Genomic DNA, 21,405 nt, shown 5'->3' on the forward strand with positions numbered 1-21,405 from the left:
TCTCGGAAAAAAAGACGTATTAAAATTATATATAGAACAAATATACAAAATTTTCTCGACACAAGACACACTTTTTTCGATACAGGAGGATGGATGCACGTGAACAATCAGAACGAAAGGCTGCCCGTATTTGTGTACGGCACACTTTTAAAGGGCTTTGGTAATTACAGGAATTACGTCAAACCGTATAAGCATGAGGCAATACCTGCGACGATTCAAGGAGAGATCTATCATTTGCAGGCAGGCTATCCGGGATTACTTGGAGGAGAGCAGGAGGTCGTGGGGGAGATCGTCACGTTTGCCCCTGACGTGTACGAGCAAGCGCTAGCTGGACTGGACGAGCTGGAGACGTACTATGGCGAGGGAGATCCGCGCAATGAATATGAACGGATTATCGTGCCAGCGACGCTGGAAGGAACAGGTCAGGTCGTGAACGTCTACGTTTATCGTTATTTGGATCGAGACCTGGTCAAGCAAACAGGGGTGCACATTCCGCATGGGAATTGGCGACGCTACATGCAGGAGCTGTCTGAATAGCGAGTGCTAGTTTTGCCAAAACTGGTAGGGAAGAGGAGGGAGCCCTGCCATGGAATTACTCCATTGTGAACCTGCACAAATCTGGCGTTACCTGATTCCGCAAAATCACTGGATGTTTCCCGACGAAGTTCCAGAAGATGAACTGATCTTTCATTATCGCGACCATATTTATTTTGTAAACAATGACGGCTCAGTTTTGTCCATGCCACAGCCTGCTTGCTTCGAAATGCTGGATATGGGGACCTTGCTCGAGTATTTGGCAACATCGGACGAGACCATTGATTTTGACGATGAAGGAGAATTCGATTACGGCCATGTCTTAAAGCGTATGGGGTATATCGTGCCAGTCAGGGACAAGCGGGAAAAAGCCACGTATCAAATTGAGATTATCAACACGGCATTGCCAAAAGCACATGGAACGCGGTATGAAATGAAGCAGGTTACCTTCGCATTTGCCCTCTATCATGCGCTGATGCGCTGTCATGAGCTGAATGCGAAAACGGATTGGGAGTATGAGCATGAAGTGAAACGAATCGCCGAGGTACAAGCCAAGCGGAGCGAAAAAGTGCAAGTGAATCTGTAATTTCTACTATTGGCATAGTGAAAAAAAGTGAATGATAGGGTATGATAATTGAGTACATATGAAAGATTTGGTGAGGAGGAAGAAATCATGACAACTGCTGTTGAGCGTCAAGGCGCATTTGTATTCAAAGGTGGTCCTGTAACACTGCTCGGTCCTGAAATCAAAGTAGGAGATACTGCTCCTAACTTTACTGTAGTAGGTGGCGATCTGTCCCCTGTAACTTTGGAAGATTCCAAAGGCACGGTTCGCATCATCTCCGTAATCCCTTCCATTGACACTGGCGTGTGCGATGCACAAACTCGCCGTTTCAACGAAGAGGCTGCGAAATTGGATGGCGTTACTGTTCTGACTGTTTCCGTTGACCTGCCATTCGCGCAAAACCGCTGGTGCGGTGCTGCTGGTATCGACAAAGTGAAAACAGTATCTGATCACAAAGATCTGAGCTTCGGTACAGCTTACGGCGTAGCGATCAAAGAATTCCGTCTCTTGGCTCGCGCTGTATTCGTAATCGATGCAAACGACAAGGTTGTACACGCGGAGTATGTGGCTGCTGCTGGTGAGCATCCAAACTACGAAGCTGCGATTGCTGCTGCACAAGCTGCGAAGTAAGCTAAAACAATCCTTTTCATAAGAGGCTCCCTTTTTGTCCAAGTGACGAAAAGGGGGTTTTTTTATTTACAGCGAATGGAAAAAATAGTCTTGACGGAATTGGTAACCAGTGGTTATATTATAACCAACGGTTACTAACCGATGGTTATAAAGTTTTGCAAGAAGTAAGGAGCTGAATATCACACATGGCAAGCAAACAAGAAATACGCTCAGAAGAAACGAAACGGGCGATTTTGACGGCAGCAGCAGACCTTTTCGCTACCAGAGGCTTTGATACGGTATCCATCAGGGAAATCGCCAAAGCAGCCGGCTGTTCCCATACAACCCTCTATATTTATTTCAAGGACAAAGAAGCACTGCTTCATCATCTGTCCAAGGAACCGTTGCAAAGCTTAACTCTACAAATGGAAGAAGCACTGTCCAAACACGGAAGAACACCAGAAGAGAACCTGCGTGAACTCAGCAGTCAGTTCATCCACTTTTGCTTGCGCAATCGAACGATGTATACCTTGTTCTTCATGATCAAAGCCTCTCGGATCGATGTGGAGGAACCGGAAAAAGAATTGCAAACGCTGCGCAATCAATTGTTTGGTTTATTGAGGGAGGCTGTAAGGAGATGCTTGCCAAGTGAGATGGAGGAAGAAAATGCGCTTGCCCATGCAAGGATTTACTTCTACACGCTGCACGGCATCGTTGGTACGTATACACATTCCGAAGAACCGTTGGACAGCTTGATGGAAAGGCTGGCACCTACATTCGCTTTAGCTGTAGATGTTTTTCTCGCAGGAAGTCAAAAAATAAGGAACAGGGAGTGACGAGAGAATGATCAGAGTGGAGCAAATCTCGGCGAACATTTGGTGTATCAAAGCGTGGTTATTGATTCCTTTGCGGGTCTGGATTGTCAGGGAAGAAGATGGCGTTACGCTTGTCGATGCAGGGATGCCATTTATGACGAAACGGATTATGGCTTTTATCAAGCAGTTGAATGCGGGACCACTCAAACGAATTTTGCTGACGCATGGTCATTCGGATCACGTGGGGGCCGTTAAAAAAATCGCGGCGGAAGAATCCGTACCAGTCTTTGCCCATCGAATCGAGATTCCGTATATGGAAGGGAAAGAGCTGTATCCTCGTCGTAAAAAGCTGGAAGTAAACGTCCAGCCTGGCTTGGCTCAGCCTTTGCCAGAGGATGCCGAAGGGAATGTAGCCCCAATTGGCGGACTGCAACCTTATCTGACACCCGGTCATTCTCCGGGGCATGTGGTGTATTATCACGAAAAGGATGGAGTGCTTTTGGCGGGAGACTTGTTTACTTCCAAACGCGGCAGATTGCATCGTCCCATGCCGATGTTTACGGCGGATATGGCTCAAGCACTCAAAAGCAGTTTGATCGTCCGTCAATTGCGACCACGCCATTTGGAAGTATGCCATGGCAAACCGATCCATAATCCGGCAGAACAGCTCGATGACTATTTGAAAGAGGTTTCTACTACTTTTTCGATTCCAACGAGTGTGTGGCAATCATAGGGCAATGATCGACTGAGCCAAGTCGCATGAAACGAATCCCCTTTTTCTCGCGTCATAGGTTTGAGGTGATTGGATGAAAAAGGTAGGATGGATTGGTCAACTATTTTTGATAGCGACACTGTTGCTGACGGGGTGTGGGAACGGATCATCCGCGCAAGGGACTTCGCAGCTCGCGGAACCACCACAGCCAGTGATTGAATGGAGCGGAAAAACAGCTGCGACGGTGCCAGCATCTTCCTGCTGGAGCTATAATAGCGAAGCGATCTGCAAGGATACGGCGGCACCACCCGAACTCATCGCAGAGCAAAAGCCTGCACCCCTGCAAGTAAAGCCCGGGGCGACGCTGACCGTCACTTTTGCCCAGCAGCCAACTGCAAATACGCTCAAGGTAACCCAATGGAACGGTATGAAAGAAGTGGAGCAAGCAGTGGAAAACGGCAATCAGTGGAAGGCACCCGAACAGCCGGGCTGGTATTTGTTTGATGTTCGCGGTCAGTGGACGCAAGGCGATGCAGGTCATGCCTTTGTCATCGAAGTGAAAGACAACATCTGATAGACACTCCAGACGGTTATGGCCAAACAGCCATGATCGTTTTTTGCTATACTGAGGGGGAGGGAAGACTTAAAGGAGAGACAACATGCTAGAAGAATTAATAAGCTTCACGGTGGATGAGGCAGATGCAGGGCAAACCGTGCGAGAAGTACTGCAAAAGCGGTATGGCGTATCGCGTCGTCTGCTCATTCGTGCCAAGTTTAAAGGCTCTATTACACGGAATGGCGTCCTCGTATTCGTAAATGAAAAATTGCAAGCCGGCGATAAAATAGCCGTCATGGTTGAAGAAGAGGCGGAAGAGACTGTTGCCCCAGAGGACATGCCGCTCTCCATCCGTTACGAGGACGAGGATTTGATGGTCATTGCAAAGCCAGCGGGATTGGTTGTTCATCCGACAGGAAATCATCCCAGTGGAACTTTGGCAAACGGGATGATCGCTTATTGGAAAAAGCGTGGCGAGCACAGAAAGTTCCGGGCGGTGAACCGTTTGGATAAAGATACATCAGGCTTGATGATCGTGGCGAAAAATCAATGGGCGCATGAACAATTCAGCCGCATGCAGCAGATCAGAACGCTGCAGCGGACCTATCGAGCTATCGTTCAAGGGATCGTGGAGTCTGATGAAGGTACGATAGATGCGCCGATTGGCCTTGCGGAAAATTCGTTTATCACCAGACAGGTAAGGCCGGATGGGCAGACAGCTGTTACCCATTATCGTGTGCTTGCCCGAGGGGAAGGAATGAGTTTTGTCGAGGTGAAGCTGGAGACGGGACGCACGCATCAGATTCGCGTACATATGAGCAGTGAAGGGCACCCACTTGCAGGAGATGATCTGTACGGGGGAGAACGGGAGCATATCGGCAGACAAGCTTTACATGCATGGGGGCTATCCTTTGTCCATCCGCGCAGCGGTCTTCCGATGAGCTGGGAGGAGCCGCTGCCAAGTGATATGGAGCAGGTAGTCCAACAATTTTTTCCCGATTATCCGTGCAAGGAAATGACCTAGGCGAAAAATTTCGTCATTTCCCTCTGGAAAGCTGTAAGCGTTTTCGATATGATAGAAGAAATTCATTACAAACATTGGAAACACAACAGAGAATAGCTGGCTGTCTGCGGGGGAAAATCCCGCAAAGATTTTTTTCAGTAGCAGACTAGACCCAGCTTGCGCCTGATGCCTGTTTCGGATCGTTTTGACAAAGAGGGCTCCCCTTTTTATTTGTCATGCACCGGAATTGCCTTGGGGGTGAGCTGGGTTTTCTTATTTGCCCAAGAGAAGGAGAGGGTTTCATGAAGCTGGTTTCCTATCGAGAAAGGGAAAGGGATGCTTGGCGAGCGGGGCTCTTGCACGAAGGAAAAGTCAAAGATATTGCACAGGCTTGCCCGGGAGCACCGAGTACAGTGCTTGGTTTGCTCGAGGAGTGGGCAAACTGGTTACCCGATCTCCAAACAGCAAACGAGGCACAGGATGGCTGGGATTATGAGCAAGTCGAGCTAGGTTCGCCACTTCCACGTCCCGCCAGCTTCCGAGACTTTTATGCCTTCGAGGCCCATGTGAAGACAGCGCGAGCCAAACGCGGACTTCCGATGGTGCCCGAATGGTATCACTTCCCCGTCTTTTATTTTTCGAATGCAGCAGCTTTTACAGGGACACAAGCGAATATTCGCAGACCAAAAGCAACCGAGTGGCTGGACTATGAGCTGGAAATTGCCTGCGTGATTGGAAAAGCAGGAGTAAACATCCCAGTTGAACGAGCGGAAGAGCACATCGCAGGATTTTGTATCTTAAACGACTGGAGTGCCCGGGATATACAACGGGAGGAGGTCAAGGTCGGCTTAGGGCCAGCGAAGGGCAAAGACTTCGCAACGTCCATGGGACCGTGGCTGGTTACACCGGAGGAGCTGGCAGATGTACGTATCGCAGGCGAAAAGGGCAGCCGCTACGATCTGGAGATGGTGGCACGTATCAATGGTAGGGAGTATTCAAAAGGAAACTTCAAGGACATTCACTATACATTTGCTGAAATGATTGCCCGTGCCTCAGAGGACTGTTCCTTGTATCCCGGAGATGTTATCGGATCGGGAACAGTAGGGACTGGCTGCATTTTGGAGCTGGGGACAGAGCAGTATGCTTGGCTTGCGCCAGGGGATGTAGTAGAGCTAGAGGTGGAACGCCTCGGTGTGCTTCGCAATACGATTTGTGAATAAGGATGAAAAAAAGGAGGAAGGAACGTATGGCTTTTTATCAACGAATGGGGGAAGTTCCACAAAAGCGGCATACGACATTTTATAAGCCGGATGGGGGACTGTACCGTGAGCAAGTGATGGGAACCAAAGGGTTTTCCGGAATTCAGTCGATTCTATATCACCACAATCCGCCTACCCAAGTGAGGGAGACGCGCAAATACGCAGACGTCCGCCTGGAATACGTGGAGCAGGTTGATTTGAAGCATCAGCATTTTAAAACGTTTGATGTTCAGCCGGGCGGGGACCCGATTTTCGGACGTCGCTACTTGCTGGGGAATAACGATGTCGTCATGGCAGTATGCTCACCGACAGAGCCGATGGATTACTTTTATCGCAATGCAGATGGGGATGAAGTCGTCTTTGTCCATCAAGGTGAGGGAGAACTGCAAACGATTTTCGGTACACTCACTTACAAGCCTGGCGACTACCTCGTCATTCCGATCGGCACAACCTATCGGATTGTACCTTCTGTCCAGAGCCGTTTCCTCGTCATTGAGTCCCAGAATGAGATTGTGCCACCAAAGCGTTATCGCAACGAGCACGGACAATTATTGGAACATTCGCCGTTTTGCGAACGTGATATTCGTGTACCGGAAAAGTTGGTGACGCATGTGGAAAGCGGAGACTTCGAGGTGCGTGTCAAACGCCAGTCCGTGGTCTATAGCTATTTCTTTGATTTCCATCCGTTTGATGTCGTGGGCTGGGACGGGTATTTGTATCCGTACGCACTGAGTGTTCATGATTTTGAACCGATTACTGGACGCATTCATCAACCGCCACCTGTCCATCAAACCTTTGCCGGTCAAAACTTTGTCATCTGCTCATTCGTTCCGCGGATGTACGACTATCATCCGCAAGCGATCCCTGCGCCTTACTACCACAGTAATGTTGAAAGTGACGAGGTGTTATACTACGTAGATGGCAATTTTATGAGTAGAAAAGGCATATACGAGGGGTCTATCACCCTGCATCCAATGGGGATTCCTCACGGGCCGCATCCAGGCAAGGTAGAGGCGAGCATTGGGAAAAAAGAAACGCAGGAGCTGGCTGTCATGCTGGACACATTCCACCCGCTTCATGTCACAAAGCAAGCGTTGGAAATTGAGGATGAGGCATACATGTCAAGCTGGTTGCCACCCCAGGAATAGGAAGAGGTGCAAAATCGCAATGGAAATCGCCATTCACGAAATCGAACGTCAGGAAAAATACAAGCTCTTGATCGGATGTATCGTCCCGAGGCCGATCGCTTGGGTCACCTCGTTAGGGGAGGGAGGAATCGTCAATGCCGCTCCTTTCAGTTATTTTAATGTCGCCAGCATTGAGCCGATGATGGTTTCGGTTGCCGTCATGCGAAAGCCGGGGAGCGTCCCAAAAGATACGGCACGAAACATCATGCAAACGGGAGAATTCGTGGTCAATATGGTGGACGTACACAATGTGGATGCGGTCAATCAGACTTCTGCTGATTACCCGCCAGAGATCAGTGAAGTAGAGGCATTGGGGCTGGAAGTCGCCCCATCCGTTCGCGTCAAGGTGCCAAGACTCCGTGCATCCCGCATCCATTTTGAGTGCAAGCTGCATCAGATTGTGGAATTAGGTAGTCCGACCACTTCGGATTTGATTATCGGGGAAGTGGTGCATGTCCATGTAGCGGATGAGTTGTATCAGGCAGGACGGATTGATGCTGCAGCGTTTGCACCCGTTAGCAGATTAGCGGGCCATACGTATGCGACTCTGGGCGAACAGTTTGATCGTCCACGCCCCGTTTATGAGCCACCTGCCAAATGATTGATCTCCGTCCAGCGACGGAGGACAAATCCCTCTACGGACCATTTTACCGGAATCGCCTATCGGGTATCCTGTAGATACAAGGCAAGCGGATACTGTAGAGAGGGTGGAATGTAATGATGGAAAGACGACTATACCGTTCTCATGATAAACGGTTATTTGGAGTTTGTGGTGGGATTGCACAATTTTTGCGTATTGACTCTACGCTGGTACGAGTAGGAGTTGTCGTTCTCACTGTTTTTACAGGAGTACCGATTTTGCTTTACTTGCTGATGGCGATGATCATGCCGAAGGAACCGCAGTGGTCATACGCTTCTGACGGCTTCCCGATGCATGATGTGCCATATAATGGACATGCACGCATGAACGATTTGGATCAGGAGATTGACCGTCTGGAGAAGCGTGCTTTGGTACAGGAAGTGTATCGTCTGCGGGAAGAATTGGGCAAATACAAAGGACTCTAAAGCAAATAGGAGACTTCCAGAGCTTTATGCTCACGGGAAGTCTCTTTTCACTTTTACCTATTTTGACCCCACAAAAAAATGGTCTGCAACTTCTGGTGATCGCTGCATAACATGTAAGGTGGAAAACCTACATAGGGAGGGAAAAGCAGTGTATCTCGGCGTGTTCGATTTGAATCAGCGTTTGGAGCAAACCCGCAAAATCCTGCGGGAAAAGCAACATCTGAAAAAACTGATTGAAGAAGACATCCATGACTTGGAACAAGACGTCAAAGAATTAGAAGCGATGACGGCGAAACAAGACAAGTATGCGACCAGTGCTCAGCGCTAAAACAGCTGTATGAGCGACAAAAAGAGGAAGTGGCAACTGCTGGAATAAGGCAGGGAGCCACTTTTTTAATTGTGAAGCGCTTGGTCCAAAACTTTTTCTACGATGGCAGGAACCATGCGAATCGCTGCACTATCGGTTCCGTACGTCTGGCTATCTGCGTAAGTACCTTCCATCAACAAGATAAGCGTATAGGCCAGCTCGCATGGATGCGCAGCACCAAGGGCAGTCGTACGGTCCAAAAAAGCGTCGCGGATTCGTTTCTGATGCGAGCAAACCAACTCGCGAACAGGATGAACCGGATCAGGAAACTCTACAGCTACATTGATAAAGCAACAGCCGCGAAATTGCTCATTGGATGCTCGCTCAGCCAGATCAGCAAAAAACTGAATGATTTGCTCTCGCGGCTGGTTGGGATGTTTGGCGATGCTTTCTTCCCATTCTTGCCAAAAAGCGTCTTGCTTTCGGGTCATGTAGGCGAGAATCAGGTCCGTTTTCGAGGAAAACTGCCGATAGACGCTCATTTTATTCATTCCGGCACGCTCGACGATGGCGTCTACACTAACAGCATGGATCCCTTCTTGATAAAACAATTCTTCCGCAGCGTTCAATATGATCTCTTGGGCTTTTTCCCGAGGCACGCGAGGCCGTTTTGCTTCCGTCATATACCATCCCCCATTTAGGACTTCCAGACGTCGGCGACAATTTCAAAAGAGCGCACGCGATCGGCATGGTGGTACATTTGCGTCGTAATCATGAGCTCATCTGCTCCTGTGGCATCGACCAACTCTTGCAGTTTGCTTTTCACGGTAACAGGGCTGCCGATGATGGAAGAGCGCAGCTGTGCTTGGACAGACAGTTTTTCGAATTCGCTCCATAGCTCATCCATATTGTCCACAGGTGGTTGGATTGGCTTGAGATCGCCGCGGACGAGATTTAAGAATGCCTGGTAATGGGAGGTGGCCAGTCGATTTGCAAGCTCATCGGTATCGGCTGCCATCACGTTGACGCCAACCATGGCATATGGCTGATCCAGCACTTCCGATGGACGGAAACAATGGCGATATGTCTGCAAGGCAGGCAAGGTAAAGTTCGGCGAAAAATGCCCAGCAAAAGCAAACGGCAATCCGAGCATGCCTGCCAGTCGCGCTGAGAAATCGCTCGAACCGAGCAGCCAGATCGGGATGTTCAAACCTTCGCCAGGGATAGCGCGGATGGCAGATGCCGACTCGGTTGTTCGTGGACGAAGATATTCACGCAGCTCTTCCAATAACTCCGGGAAATCTTCTCCACCAATCCGCAAATCGCGGCGTAGCGCACGTGCTGTTCGTTGGTCCGCTCCGGGTGCGCGTCCAAGACCTAAGTCGATCCGGCCAGGATAGAGAGACTCCAGTGTCCCGAATTGCTCAGCGATCACGAGTGGAGCATGGTTGGGCAGCATTATGCCGCCTGAACCCACACGGATTTTGCTGGTGCCACCGGCAATGTGACCGATGAGAACGGAAGTGGCAGAGCTGGCTACGCTGGGCATTGCGTGGTGTTCGGCGAGCCAGTAACGTGTAAAGCCCCATTTTTCCACCTGTTGCGCCAGATTGAGACTGTTTTTGTACGATTCAGCAGCGTTGCTACCCTCCGTAATGGGTGCTAAATCGAGAACGGACAATGGGATATCGCGTAGTTGCTTAGATGAGTTTGTATCGGACATGGGATGAAACCCTCCTTGTGCTTAGCGGTTGCTGGTCTGATCAATTTGTTACTGAGTAGTAACAAAGCGTACTTGCATCATACGGAGCGGAAGAAGGGGTGTCAACGTTTGAATGTGCGACCGGGCACATTGGGAGAAAAAGAAAAAGCCCTGACAATGCAAGGGCTTTTCGTACATCCTTATTGTTTGGTTAAGATAACAGGTCCATCCGCGGTAATAGCGAGAGTGTGCTCGTATTGAGCGGACAGCTTCCCATCTCGTGTACGTGCTGTCCAGCCATCTTCATCGACCGTTGCATGGTACGTTCCGATGTTCAGCATAGGCTCAATGGTAATGACCATGCCTTCTTTGAGGCGTTGTCCTCTGCCAGGAGGGCCAAAGTGAGGAACAAACGGCTCCTCATGCATTTCCTGACCGATACCATGTCCGGTAAAATCGCGCACGACGGAGTAGCCTTGTTCTTGCGCATACGTTTGAATAGCGTGGGAAATGTCGCCGATCCGATTGCCTACGACAGCTTGCTCAATACCGAGATACAGCGATTTTTCAGTGACTTCCAGAAGTCTTTTCGCTTCCGGGGACACCGTTCCCACTTCATAGGACCAAGCGGAGTCAGCCAGCCAACCGTTTTTGCGTACAACCATGTCGATTGTGACGATATCGCCATCACGCAGAGGCTCTTTTTTCGGGAAGCCATGGCAGATGACATCATTTACGGAACCGCATGTGGCATAGGGATATCCATGAAACCCTTTTTGCTCAGGGGTCGCGCCATTTTCAGCCAAAAATTCTTCGACGAATTGATCAATCTCCCAGGTAGAAATGCCTGGACGAATCATCTTGGCAATCTCACGATGACAAGCAGCCAAAATCTTGCCTGCTGCATGCATGAGTTCAATTTCTTCAGGTGTCTTGAGGATAATCATCGACTCTCTCCTTCTCCTCGTTAGTCAAGAACTCTCTATAGTATATAGTGTAGTCCCGTTCTGCGCCAATTGCCACACTGAAAACGGCATGGTAGGATGAGGGAGAAATAATCAACCCTGGGGGTAGGTAGCGTGGACAAGTTTCAAGAACATCTGGCGAACTACCAGATTCATGTAAAAGAAGACGTGGAAAAACGTATTGCCTTTATTCGTGAGCAAATTGACGGAAATGGACTCGGCGGTGCAGTCGTCGGTATCTCTGGTGGGATTGACAGTGCCGTTACGGCAGCGCTGTGTGTTCGTGCATTGGGTTCAGAACGCGTCATTGGCGTTTGGTTGCCTGCATACTCGCAAACCGTTCATGAAACAGATTCCAAGCGACTTGCTGAAGCGATTGGATTGAATTTGCACACGGTAGATGTAGGGCCTGCCTATAACGCTTTGGTACCTGCTATCGAGGGTGTACTTGGGCTTGATGACAAAACAAAGGGAAATACAAAGGCTCGTTTGCGCATGACAGTGCTGTATGCCATTGCTAACCAAAAAGGATACTTGGTAGCGGATACGTGCAATCGCAGCGAGATTTATGTCGGCTATATGACAAAAGGTGGCGACGGTCTTGCCGACTTTAATCCAGTAGCAAGTCTGACGAAGCATGAGATGCGAATTCTCGCTGCTGAGCTCGGGGTGCCTGGAGAGATCATCACGAAGCCACCTTCAGCTGATTTGTGGGAAGGGCAGACGGATGAACAGGAGATGGGTTTCACCTATGAGGATCTCGATCGTTTGCTGATTACAGGGGAAACTCGACCGGAAGCCAAAGAACGCATTGATTACCTGCATCGAATCTCTGAGCATAAGCGCAACATCATGCCAGGCATATAGATATGGCACAATCCTACAAGCTGTTTACAAGTTGTCTGTGGCAAACGACCAGTGCAGTCGTATCAACTGAGCAACGTCTCTACTTGTTTGATCCAGCCTATTTTCCCCACGAGATAGAGGCGATTGCTGACTATGTGCGAAGGGAGAGGAACGGAAGAGAGCTTATTCTCGTCCTAACTCACGGAGATTGGGATCATGTTGTCGGAATCGGCAAATTTCCGGATGCCACAATCATTGCACAAAAGGAAATCCTCACAGATGGACGGATTGAGCAGAAGCTGAACAAGGCGAAACGGTTTGACGGGTCGTATTACGTGGTCAGATCGTATGAAGTAGGAATGCCGACATTCACGAAACTTGTGGAGGATGCCCAAGATTGGCAGGAAGTCTTTTTCCTGCCTGTACCAGGACATACACCCGATCAGATGGCGACCTTGTTCCGGGAACAGAAGCTGCTTGTTGTCGGTGACATGCTATCGAATTTGGAGTTCCCGTTTATTGACGACAGCAGTGCCTATTTGGAGAGTCTGGAAAAGCTTGAGCGGTTGGTCCTTCAAGGAGAAGTGGAAGAAGTCATTCCTGGACACGGAGTACCTGCAAAAGGACGCGAGGAAATCCTGCATCGGATTGAACGCGATCGCCAGTACTTGTTGGATGCACGTGCAGTTGTTTTCGAGGGTATCGCCAATAACATAGAGGAAGATGTACTGGGAGAGCAGTTTTCCCAACTGACGTATAATGGTGTATCGATCGATGAACATCTCCGTTCTTCCCATGACCAAAACCGGGATCAACTATGCAAGGAAGCTATTTCGCAGAAAGGTTGATTATTCCACGGTTTTATAAGATAATAGGGGTTACGCAAATCTTTCTAGGAAAGAGGTGGAACAGATGTCTACGACTGAATTGATGCTGAGAACAAGTCTGGAAGGACGTGTGAAGCGTACGTTGCAAACGTACTTCCGTCGCCCTAACGACGTGTTGATCAAGGAAAGCCTCGGAGCGAACGGTTTGTCCCCAGAGCAAGTGGAAGTAACCGTAGAGCTCTTGAAAGAAGACAAAACTGTTGCCGAAATCATGGAGCACCTGCACGATCAAGGCTACTTTGCATAACATTGCGAGCAAAAAAGACCGGACTGACATTCGATTGTCGGACCGGTCTTTTTCGTTCGAGCGATTAAGGGGTAGGACTTTCTTCAGGCAATGAGCGCCGTAATTTCTTGCGGCGATACAATTGAAGGCCTATTAACACGAGAAAGTAGCTCGCGAACGCGACAAAAAGCCCCATGATGACACTCCCGGTAAAATAGGCAAGTCCTTTTTCTTTCACCCAGACAAGCCATTGCATTCCAGGCTCGGGATGGATCAAATGTCCTTGTAACGGTTTGCCGATCAACACGTATCCAATATTGTAATTGAAAAGGATGAAAAGCGGTAAGATGAGCTTTCCGATGACAAACGCAACCAAAGCAGCGGGCAAACTGGCCCGAAACAGCTTGCAAAGCGGGAAAAGCAACAAAAACGCGATGCCAAAAGTAGGCAGCGTTATGAACTCGATGAAGATTCCGAGCAAAAATCCACGGGCGACAAAAGCTGGAGCCCCTTTCATTCTCAGCACCTTGTAGTATTCGAATTTTAGCTTTCGATATGTTTTTTTCCACATCCGTGCTATCCCTCGTTTGTCCCAAGTCATTTGTCTGTAAATCCCCAAAGGGTAAGGCGAATGGTGAAGCTGGATTCGTTTTTCGGTTGATGTTGTAGAGTATCTCCAAGTTGGCAAAAATTAATAGTTGTCATACGAGCTCTGATTTGTGAATGCGCCTTTCTTTTGGCATAATGGAAGAGGGCAGCTTGCTGGAAAAGTGGTGACATTCGTGGAAGATGTAATGGGAACCTTCGGTGACTATATTACGCAATATGGGTATGGTGCCTTGTTTGGATTGTTCTTTCTAGGAATTTTGGGGATGCCCTTGCCTGAAGAAACGCTGCTCGTTTTTTCTGGATTTCTTGTCTCAACGGGAAAATTGGAATTTTGGCCTACTTTTTTCGTCTGCTTTCTCGGTTCCGTTACAGCAATGACGGTGGCATACTGGATCGGCAGAACATTAGGCTACCCTTTTCTCGAACGATATGGGAAACGGCTGGGAATGGGCTATACCGTTTACAAAAAAACGGAAGAGTGGTTTAATCGCGTCGGCAAATGGGCGCTTCCGCTAGGTTATTTCATCCCAGGTGTTCGTCAGTTTACGGCCTATTTTGCCGGGATCACGCGACTGCCATTTCCGACTTTCATGCTCTTTACCTATTTGGGTGGGCTTTTTTGGAGCTTGCTTTTCGTGACGCTTGGCTGGCAATTAGGAGAACGCTGGGATGAGCTGTTTAATTTGATTGCCCGTAACCTCGCGATTTTCTTTATCGCTTTGCTCGTATTGATTGCAGCCTGGTCGTATTTTAGACACAAGGCAAAAGTAAAAAAGCAATTACGGAGGGATCAGAATGAGTGAAGAAAACAGCAACGAAAATCTACTGCCCGTAGTTCAGAAGCCAACCGAACTGGTTCCTGTCGTATTACCGGAAAAACATCAGCGATTTTATGATAAATTGCGTGACAAAATCGAAGCGTTCATTAAAGACAAGGGAGTCAATGATTCTGTAGCCAACTTTATTTTGCTTGCACCAGATTTGTTTGTTCTCTTGGCCCGTCTGATGCTGGACAAGCGCGTAGGTGTTCAATCAAAAGCGTTAGCGGGTGTAGCAGTTGCCTACTTCATCACCCCGGTTGATTTTATTCCGGAGGTATTAGTCGGCGGTTTCGGACTTCTGGACGACGTCATTTTGGCTGTTTATGCATTGCGCAAGATTTTGGTGGATATCGATGAATCGATTGTACGTGAGCATTGGAATGGCGAAGAAGACCTCTTGGCTGTCATTACGAAGGTGATTCGATCAGCGGATGATTTAGTCGGCAAGAAAATAGTGAAAAAGCTGGAAGAAACCCTGTTCCGAAAAAAATAAGCTAGGATGGGACAAATAGATGAAATATTTATTGGATTATCAAGAGGGAGAGCGTGTTGTCGCTTTTTGCCTGATTAAAAACAAGGAAGCTGGCGTAGCGAGTAATCAGAGTGAATACTTGAATCTGGAGCTGGGAGATCGCTCCGGTACGATCATGGCAAAGCTGTGGGATGTCAATGCAGAAATGAAGGAATGGATCAACGTCAAGGTCGTCGTGAAGATCGACGCTGCCGTCCAAATGTATCGTGGGAAAAAGCAACTGGTGATTCAACGGATCAGACCTGCTGCTGCATCCGACGAAGTTCAGATGGAGTCGCTCATTCCGATCTCGCCAGTTCCAGTAGATGAACTGTGGACAAAGCTTACCGATGCAGTCGACAGCCTGCAGAGTGCCACGCTCAAGGCCATTATTCAAGAGGCGCTGGCAACAGAGGAGATTCAGGATCGCCTTCGCCATTATCCTGCTGGCGTTCGCATGCACCACAACTATTATCATGGCTTGCTCGAGCATATTGTCTCTCTGTTGACAGCGGCACAGAGCCTCTTGCCACTGTATCCACAAGTAGACAGGGATGTACTGATTGCGACTTGTATCTTGCACGATATTGGAAAACTATACGAGCTGTCTGACCCCATCGCCCCGGATTACACAACGCCAGGTCAGTTAATTGGTCACCTGGTTATGGGAGTCGAGATGGTGAGCGGCATTTGCCGCAACCTAGATATTTCTTTAGGGGACGCGGAGGTTCTGCACTTGAAGCATTGCATTTTGAGTCATCATGGAGAGGTAGAGAATGGCTGGGGCAGTGCTGTATCTGGAAAAACGCCTACAGCTGTCATGTTCCATTACCTAGACCAGATCGACAGCAAAATGAACGCTTTGAGCCAAACTCTAGCGGACATGCCGGAAGAAGAGGAATGGGCGTACGCTGGCGTGCTTAGACGAAAAGTCTGGCGCGGGTATTAATTCATACAACAAAAAGCCAACTGCTAAGCAAAACGAGGCAGTTGGCTTTTTTTAGATAAATCAGAAACGTTTTTGCGAGAAGCTCGTCTTAACAGTAATGTCTTGTACTTAGGAGGTATTCATGTGAAAAAGCGAAACAGAGCTGCCATGTTTGTGTTGGCAGTCAGCATGGTCACGACACCAGTGGCACTTCTGCATCCGTTGTCTTCCTATGCGTATGATGGCAAATCGAGCCTGGAACCCATTCAGTTGCCAGAAGACATCGTCCACTTGTTGACAGAATTGAAAGAGGACTATGTGCCTCTCATGAAAGGCCTTCATGTGGACTCATACGGAGGGACAAGCAAATCGGGGTATGTCATTAATCTCTCGGATCGAAAGAGTGTCATTACCACAAATACGACGCTCACGATCTCCACAAATGCAGAGGGAGATATGACCAGATTTGTCCTGCATGATGTGAATCGGGACAAAACAACCAAAATCAATAAAAAGGAAGCCTATCAAAAGGCTGTCGATTTTATTCGAAATTACATAGCGGTTGACCATGTTATTTCCCCGCAAGCGATGCTTTCTGTCGATCGTGCGTCAGAGCTGGATCATCTGGCAGTTGTCAGTGTCTACCCACAGTTGAACAATACGTGGGTGGACAAAGAGACAGCGCGGGTCATGGTTGACGCAAAGGGGCAGGTTGTCCATTTTCAGCAAGAAAAGGTAAAGCTTCCTACCGAAGCAGAGGTAACGGACCCAAGCAAGGCTGTACCGCTTGAAAAGGCAATGAAGAAGTGGCAAGACAAGGTATCCTTGGAATTGGTCTACGATGAGTCAGCGGGCAAGCTCGTTTACGTGCCTGACCAATTGCCAACGATAGATGCACTGTCTGGTGAAGAAGTTCCGTCTGTGTATAAAACAACGAGTGAGACGATGAAAATCAAAGGAACGGCCGACATGGGCGTCTGGCGAGATACGAAAAAAATGGAGCAGATGCTGGCGAAGGAATTTGGCCTGAAGCTGAATCAACGCACGTACAAAAATGTAAAAGAAGACAAAAAGTATAAAAACAGTGACATCGATCGCCATGAATGGAATGCGAGCTCGTATCAAAGCGCGTGGATTACACTCGACCGTAAAACAAAATCACCCATTGAATTCAAGCTGGACGGTCCCGTAGAAAAGGAGCTTGAGAAGCCGCTCACGCATGATGAGGCAAAAGACATCGCCGTACAATTTGTGGAGAAATACTTATCGTCCAAAGAACAATCATTCTCCGTAAAGGAGACGAGTCTTGTGGAAAATCTGCCGGGCTGGGCGGATCAAAATCTCGTGCGGCCGATCAGTAGCTTTGCTTTTCATCCTGAGATTGACGGTATCCCTACCAAGAGACCACTGTTCTACTTGGAAGTGGACGCAAAGAAGGGCAATGTAGTCCTTGCTCAAGTAAATGACCTGCCGTCCATGCCTGCTACCATCAGTAAAGACGGTATTGTCAAGAATGAGAAAGCAAAGGATGCCTATGTCAAAGAAGCAAATCTGCGCTTGGCATACTGGTATCCGAAGGCAGGTACGCATTCAGCGCAACTGCCGCAGCTGGCCTATTTACCGACAGCCGATGCCAAGTCTCTGCAGATCGATGCTGCTACGGGTGCAGTGGAAGAAACCTGGCTGGAATGGAAAGCTATCCAATAACCGATACCCGATATGGTGTAGAAGCCATGTCGGGTTTTCCTTTTCATCATTATCGGAATTCATAAACACTTCAAGGTAGGTAGGATTTTTTTTCTTTTTGTAGAATATCTTCTTGATTCCCATTTGATTTGGCAAACAATGCCGATCACGAGAAGGAGAAAGTGCAATGAAACGGCCAACTTATACCCTACCAAGTATTGTAAAAAAGGTATTCCGGCCCGGTGAGCGCTCCCTTCCACGTACGGAGATCTGCTCCCGGATGGAAGCGAATGAGCTGAATGCTTTTTTGGATCTGGACTGCAAGACGATACTGGATAAAGTGTTGAACATGGAGCAGTCTCCAGTGCGCGTTGGAAGCTCAGAGGCGATCGTAGAGATCACTCACCAGCCGCATCAAGTGTACGACTTGGCTCATCGCTATTTGCGCGATAGCCAAACACCCAAAAAGCTTGAGCAAATTGTCGCAGAGCTGCGTCGTCAAACGCAGTTTGGCTGGAATCAGATTCTTCGTATGCTGCAATTGGAACGCGATCCTCGCTTTGTGCAATATCAAGGCGACAGCAGATGGTTTTTGGCAGAGTGGAGTTTGGGCAATGACCAAGTGTATGCGTTTTGCCGCGATAATGGCATTACGCAGGTAGCTGCTCGAACATTAGTCCATTTTCTGGAGCAGGAAGTAGGGATTGCTGCAGATGCTGCTTTTCTCCCTGCGCAAGATGACCGCTTCCGCATTGACGGTGATACCATGTACATCATTGCTCGTAGCGAAGATTCCAAGGAAGAGCAGGCGGCCCTCGAGGTTGCTGTTGCTGCCCCTTCTGTATCGATAGGAAACAGCGAGTCCGTCTCAGAAGAAATTGCATTGGAAGAACCAGCGAATCCCTTACACCAGGTGGAAGAACAACAAGAACTACTATTTACCAAGGAGGAAGCTACTATGTCTACCATTACCAACCAGCAAGTTCTCGAGGAAGTACAAAAACTGATGCAAGAAGCCATCAACCGCTTGGAGACTAGAAACCAAGAAATGTCCCAAGAAGTTGTCGCTCATTTTCAACAAAGCAATATGCAAGCTATAGAAGTGCTGATGAAAGAGAAACATAAGCATGAGCAGATCGTACTTGGCATTCAACAGGTACTGGCGACCAGTGAACAACAATGAGTAAACTTGAGGCTACGATCCGGTTAGAGCAGAGATTTGCCATCCTGCGCGAGGTTATCGCGGGCTATCGGATTCGCCTTCAAGACATGGAGAAGGAAGTGGTGGAGCTTTTTGCCACGAACCAGCTCTCTGCTATTTCAGCATGCATGGGCGAGAAGCAGCGCATCGTCAGGTTGATGAATCGACTGGAACAATTTATTGTCCAATGGGAAAGAAACAACACGGATGTGGGTATCGCACATGAATCAAAGCGAGAACACTTGAACACATGACGAATAATGCGGTAAAATAGGGGGATTGTGCATGATTCCCCGCGCATGCCGCGTGGGATGGAAAGGAGATCCAAACCCTCTATGTCGGTAGGAAGAAACGAACTGTGCCCTTGTGGGAGCGGAAAAAAATACAAAAAATGCTGTGGGGTTGTCACTCCCATTACGGAGCTGCGTAGCCGCCACGAGCAAAAGTTGCAAAAAGAATACGCTGGCTGGGTTGAAAGACTGAACCATTTTGTCGGCGCAAATGTAACCAGCGAGACGATTCAAGAAGCGCGGAACCGTTTTGCTGAAGAAGTAGGCTTGACCCAAGAGAGTGTCGCACGTCCTGAATGGGCAGCCCATTTCTTCAACTGGTGTGTATTGGACGTCAAAACAGGTGGAAGCACGCTGCTTGAGAATTATATCAAACAGCATGGACGTCGGATGGAGCCTGATCTTCGCCGTGCGTTTGCTGGATTGCACCTGAATGTTTATGAAATCGTGGAAGTGGATCGTGATGTCATCACGGTTCAACAACCGATTTCGGAAGAAAAACACTATCTGCTTCGTGCCAATACGTTGAATGTTGTCCCTGGACAATTGATCGTAGGGCGCCTGCTGAATCTAGGTCTGCGTGATATGCTCTTCTCTGGCAGCATCATTTTGCAGCCACATGTCAAGGAAAGCCTGCTCGAGTGGTTAAACCAGCATCCAGAAGTAGAAGCTGCGAAGGCAGATACGAGCAAGAGAAGCTATACGACAGAGCTGTATCACTTCATCGTTCAATTTGGTGAAGCGGCAAGCGAGTCGGAAGCACCGAAGCAAGAATCGCTTCTGCGTCGTACCTATTCTATGCCAGATCGTAAACAGCTGCTGAAAGTAATCGAGTCGAACCCTGCATTTGAGCTGAAAAAAAGGGATGCTGCTCGTGAGACATGGGTATATGCGACGCGCAAGGAAGAGCATTTGTTCCCGAATTTAAAGGATGCCTTGCTGGAGCTATACGAAGTACAGGCAGAAGTGATTTTGCAGGATGACAGCCTGATTCTGGAAGGATATGCACCGCAGTTGGACGAAGTCTCAGAGCTTTTGCTGCTGCTTGCATTTGAGAACGAAGAGGAGATTCGCGTTCTTACTTCAACGGGCTCTCGTTTGTCCAAAGGAACTCTGTTTATCACGAGTCAGCCTACTTTGCCACCAAAAGTGTTGCAGTGGGCAGTCCAAACCTATTTTGCTGAAAAATGGCTGGTTACTTCCCATGAACAGCTCGATGATTTGGCTCCGCTCTTGGTTGCAGCTGCAGAAAACGAGGTACTGCATGAAAAACTCCACAAGCTGATGGAGCAAATGGAACAGGATCATAAAATTGGACAGGGCTTGGCTCGCTTTATCCGAATGGACATGCTTCGTCCTCGCCTCTCGTTGTCAAATGACAGCCTGCATGTGCATAACCTGCTGCGCCGTCCGTTGATCGAGGGATTGCCTGAGAGTGTGTACACCGTACATCCTGACAGACTTGCGGACATCAATCGCTTCGTGCAAGAGATGACCGAGGGCAAGTCGGAAGCAACGGTCAAAAAGTACGATGAGGTTATGAACAACTTCCGTTCATTCGTCAGAGGAGCGTTTGGTCCATCTTTCACATGGGAGCAGTTGCGCAGAGAGGACCTGGTATACTTCCTCGTTCACGACATTTTCACGCGTACGGACGCAACGACCAAAACGTTGGCAACAAATCTGATGTCTGTTTTGACGGCGTTCTTCAAGTGGCTGGATAAGCAAGGACCATACGCGCTTTATCCTGTCATGCAGCCATTGTTCGCCGAGTTGAAGGAAACATTGCCGGAATCCTATCGCTTGCGCGGTGTGCTGGAAAAAGAAGCGACTCAAAATCTTTACAACAACCCGATGGTGATCAAAGATATCACGGAAGAATCCATGCTCGTGCAAGAGATCACTTCATCTGGTTGTACGGCAAAACGTGCGAATGGCGAGACAATCAAGCTGTCTATTGGCGCTGAATTGGGTGCTATGCTTACAGCAGATTGGATGATCCATGGCTTGTTCGGTCAAGGTGAGGATGGTACTTGGAGACTGTTTGGTACGCCTGAAGTGTATCCACCAGTCATTGCCCAAGTGCTAGGTGCACCAACAGGTGTATTGGTCTAGATCCCC

26 protein-coding genes are annotated in these 21,405 nt (G+C 48.6%); 22 read left to right on the forward strand and 4 right to left on the reverse strand.

What is annotated here, in order from left to right:
* Positions 1-93: 93 nt before the first annotated feature.
* The 12 genes from EL268_RS09700 to EL268_RS09755 all read left to right on the forward strand — a co-directional run bounded on the left by EL268_RS09700 (position 94) and on the right by EL268_RS09755 (position 8,633).
* Positions 94-537: a gamma-glutamylcyclotransferase family protein gene (locus EL268_RS09700; RefSeq protein ID WP_106653763.1), complete on the forward strand. Its 444-nt coding sequence runs from the start codon at positions 94-96 to the stop codon at positions 535-537.
* Positions 538-586: 49 nt separating this feature from the next.
* Entirely contained in the window at positions 587-1,120 is a 534-nt protein-coding gene (locus EL268_RS09705) for a hypothetical protein (RefSeq protein ID WP_106653762.1), read from the forward strand.
* An 87-nt stretch (positions 1,121-1,207) separates the two neighbouring features.
* Positions 1,208-1,729 (forward strand): thiol peroxidase, encoded by a 522-nt coding sequence (tpx, locus tag EL268_RS09710; protein ID WP_048033942.1) that lies wholly within the window; start codon positions 1,208-1,210, stop codon positions 1,727-1,729.
* A gap of 185 nt (positions 1,730-1,914) precedes the next feature.
* Positions 1,915-2,544, forward strand: a complete 630-nt coding sequence (locus EL268_RS09715) for a TetR/AcrR family transcriptional regulator (RefSeq protein ID WP_106653761.1) — start codon at positions 1,915-1,917, stop codon at positions 2,542-2,544.
* Between the two features lie 7 nt (positions 2,545-2,551).
* The gene (locus EL268_RS09720) at positions 2,552-3,256 is read left to right on the forward strand and encodes an MBL fold metallo-hydrolase (protein ID WP_106653760.1); all 705 of its coding nucleotides are present in this window, start codon (positions 2,552-2,554) and stop codon (positions 3,254-3,256) included.
* A gap of 73 nt (positions 3,257-3,329) precedes the next feature.
* On the forward strand, positions 3,330-3,809 hold the full coding sequence (locus EL268_RS09725) for a hypothetical protein (protein ID WP_106653759.1): 480 nt from the start codon (positions 3,330-3,332) through the stop codon (positions 3,807-3,809).
* 85 nt (positions 3,810-3,894) lie between these two features.
* Positions 3,895-4,815, forward strand: coding sequence for an RluA family pseudouridine synthase (locus EL268_RS09730; protein WP_106653758.1), 921 nt, complete (start codon positions 3,895-3,897; stop codon positions 4,813-4,815).
* 281 nt (positions 4,816-5,096) lie between these two features.
* Complete coding sequence (locus EL268_RS09735; RefSeq protein WP_106653757.1) at positions 5,097-6,014, forward strand: fumarylacetoacetate hydrolase family protein; 918 nt, start codon at positions 5,097-5,099, stop codon at positions 6,012-6,014.
* A 26-nt stretch (positions 6,015-6,040) separates the two neighbouring features.
* The gene (locus EL268_RS09740) at positions 6,041-7,201 is read left to right on the forward strand and encodes a homogentisate 1,2-dioxygenase (protein WP_106653756.1); all 1,161 of its coding nucleotides are present in this window, start codon (positions 6,041-6,043) and stop codon (positions 7,199-7,201) included.
* Positions 7,202-7,220: 19 nt separating this feature from the next.
* Positions 7,221-7,841 carry a flavin reductase family protein gene (locus tag EL268_RS09745; protein WP_106653755.1) on the forward strand — a complete coding sequence of 207 codons (621 nt, stop codon included), beginning with the start codon at positions 7,221-7,223 and terminating at the stop codon, positions 7,839-7,841.
* Between the two features lie 116 nt (positions 7,842-7,957).
* Positions 7,958-8,305: a PspC domain-containing protein gene (locus EL268_RS09750; RefSeq protein WP_082517145.1), complete on the forward strand. Its 348-nt coding sequence runs from the start codon at positions 7,958-7,960 to the stop codon at positions 8,303-8,305.
* A 148-nt stretch (positions 8,306-8,453) separates the two neighbouring features.
* Positions 8,454-8,633: a hypothetical protein gene (locus tag EL268_RS09755; protein WP_106653754.1), complete on the forward strand. Its 180-nt coding sequence runs from the start codon at positions 8,454-8,456 to the stop codon at positions 8,631-8,633.
* A 65-nt stretch (positions 8,634-8,698) separates the two neighbouring features.
* Here EL268_RS09755 and EL268_RS09760 read toward each other — a convergent pair whose 3' ends face one another.
* From EL268_RS09760 to map, 3 genes are all read right to left on the reverse strand, one after another.
* On the reverse strand, positions 8,699-9,295 hold the full coding sequence (locus EL268_RS09760) for a TetR/AcrR family transcriptional regulator (RefSeq protein WP_106653753.1): 597 nt from the start codon (positions 9,293-9,295) through the stop codon (positions 8,699-8,701).
* Positions 9,296-9,309: 14 nt separating this feature from the next.
* Positions 9,310-10,335 carry an LLM class flavin-dependent oxidoreductase gene (locus EL268_RS09765; protein WP_106653752.1) on the reverse strand — a complete coding sequence of 342 codons (1,026 nt, stop codon included), beginning with the start codon at positions 10,333-10,335 and terminating at the stop codon, positions 9,310-9,312.
* Between the two features lie 179 nt (positions 10,336-10,514).
* Entirely contained in the window at positions 10,515-11,261 is a 747-nt protein-coding gene (gene map, locus EL268_RS09770) for a type I methionyl aminopeptidase (protein ID WP_106653751.1), read from the reverse strand.
* A gap of 132 nt (positions 11,262-11,393) precedes the next feature.
* Here map and nadE point away from each other — a divergent pair, with 132 nt between their 5' ends.
* The 3 genes from nadE (at position 11,394) to EL268_RS09785 (ending at position 13,259) form a co-directional block, all read left to right on the forward strand.
* Entirely contained in the window at positions 11,394-12,146 is a 753-nt protein-coding gene (nadE, locus tag EL268_RS09775; protein WP_106653750.1) for an NAD(+) synthase, read from the forward strand.
* A 2-nt stretch (positions 12,147-12,148) separates the two neighbouring features.
* On the forward strand, positions 12,149-12,973 hold the full coding sequence (locus EL268_RS09780) for an MBL fold metallo-hydrolase (RefSeq protein ID WP_106653749.1): 825 nt from the start codon (positions 12,149-12,151) through the stop codon (positions 12,971-12,973).
* 64 nt (positions 12,974-13,037) lie between these two features.
* Entirely contained in the window at positions 13,038-13,259 is a 222-nt protein-coding gene (locus tag EL268_RS09785) for a hypothetical protein (RefSeq protein ID WP_048033928.1), read from the forward strand.
* Positions 13,260-13,323: 64 nt separating this feature from the next.
* Here EL268_RS09785 and EL268_RS09790 read toward each other — a convergent pair whose 3' ends face one another.
* Positions 13,324-13,809 carry a DUF2062 domain-containing protein gene (locus tag EL268_RS09790; protein WP_106653748.1) on the reverse strand — a complete coding sequence of 162 codons (486 nt, stop codon included), beginning with the start codon at positions 13,807-13,809 and terminating at the stop codon, positions 13,324-13,326.
* 211 nt (positions 13,810-14,020) lie between these two features.
* On the opposite strand from EL268_RS09790, the gene EL268_RS09795 reads away from it, so the two are divergent.
* From EL268_RS09795 to EL268_RS09825, 7 genes are all read left to right on the forward strand, one after another.
* Positions 14,021-14,650, forward strand: coding sequence for a DedA family protein (locus EL268_RS09795; protein WP_106653781.1), 630 nt, complete (start codon positions 14,021-14,023; stop codon positions 14,648-14,650).
* Positions 14,643-15,161, forward strand: a complete 519-nt coding sequence (locus EL268_RS09800) for a YkvA family protein (RefSeq protein WP_106653747.1) — start codon at positions 14,643-14,645, stop codon at positions 15,159-15,161. The genes EL268_RS09795 and EL268_RS09800 overlap by 8 nt, the downstream gene beginning before the upstream one ends.
* 19 nt (positions 15,162-15,180) lie before the next feature.
* Entirely contained in the window at positions 15,181-16,128 is a 948-nt protein-coding gene (locus EL268_RS09805; protein ID WP_106653746.1) for a 3'-5' exoribonuclease YhaM family protein, read from the forward strand.
* Positions 16,129-16,251: 123 nt separating this feature from the next.
* Positions 16,252-17,814, forward strand: a complete 1,563-nt coding sequence (locus EL268_RS09810) for a YcdB/YcdC domain-containing protein (RefSeq protein WP_106653745.1) — start codon at positions 16,252-16,254, stop codon at positions 17,812-17,814.
* 166 nt (positions 17,815-17,980) lie between these two features.
* Positions 17,981-18,976 (forward strand): hypothetical protein, encoded by a 996-nt coding sequence (locus tag EL268_RS09815; RefSeq protein WP_106653744.1) that lies wholly within the window; start codon positions 17,981-17,983, stop codon positions 18,974-18,976.
* Positions 18,973-19,248 carry a hypothetical protein gene (locus EL268_RS09820; RefSeq protein ID WP_106653743.1) on the forward strand — a complete coding sequence of 92 codons (276 nt, stop codon included), beginning with the start codon at positions 18,973-18,975 and terminating at the stop codon, positions 19,246-19,248. The genes EL268_RS09815 and EL268_RS09820 overlap by 4 nt, the downstream gene beginning before the upstream one ends.
* 81 nt (positions 19,249-19,329) lie before the next feature.
* The gene (locus EL268_RS09825; protein WP_106653742.1) at positions 19,330-21,399 is read left to right on the forward strand and encodes a YecA family protein; all 2,070 of its coding nucleotides are present in this window, start codon (positions 19,330-19,332) and stop codon (positions 21,397-21,399) included.
* The last annotated feature ends 6 nt before the right edge of the window (positions 21,400-21,405 follow it).

It is taken from the genome of Brevibacillus brevis (genome assembly GCF_900637055.1).
GTDB lineage: Bacteria > Bacillota > Bacilli > Brevibacillales > Brevibacillaceae > Brevibacillus > Brevibacillus brevis.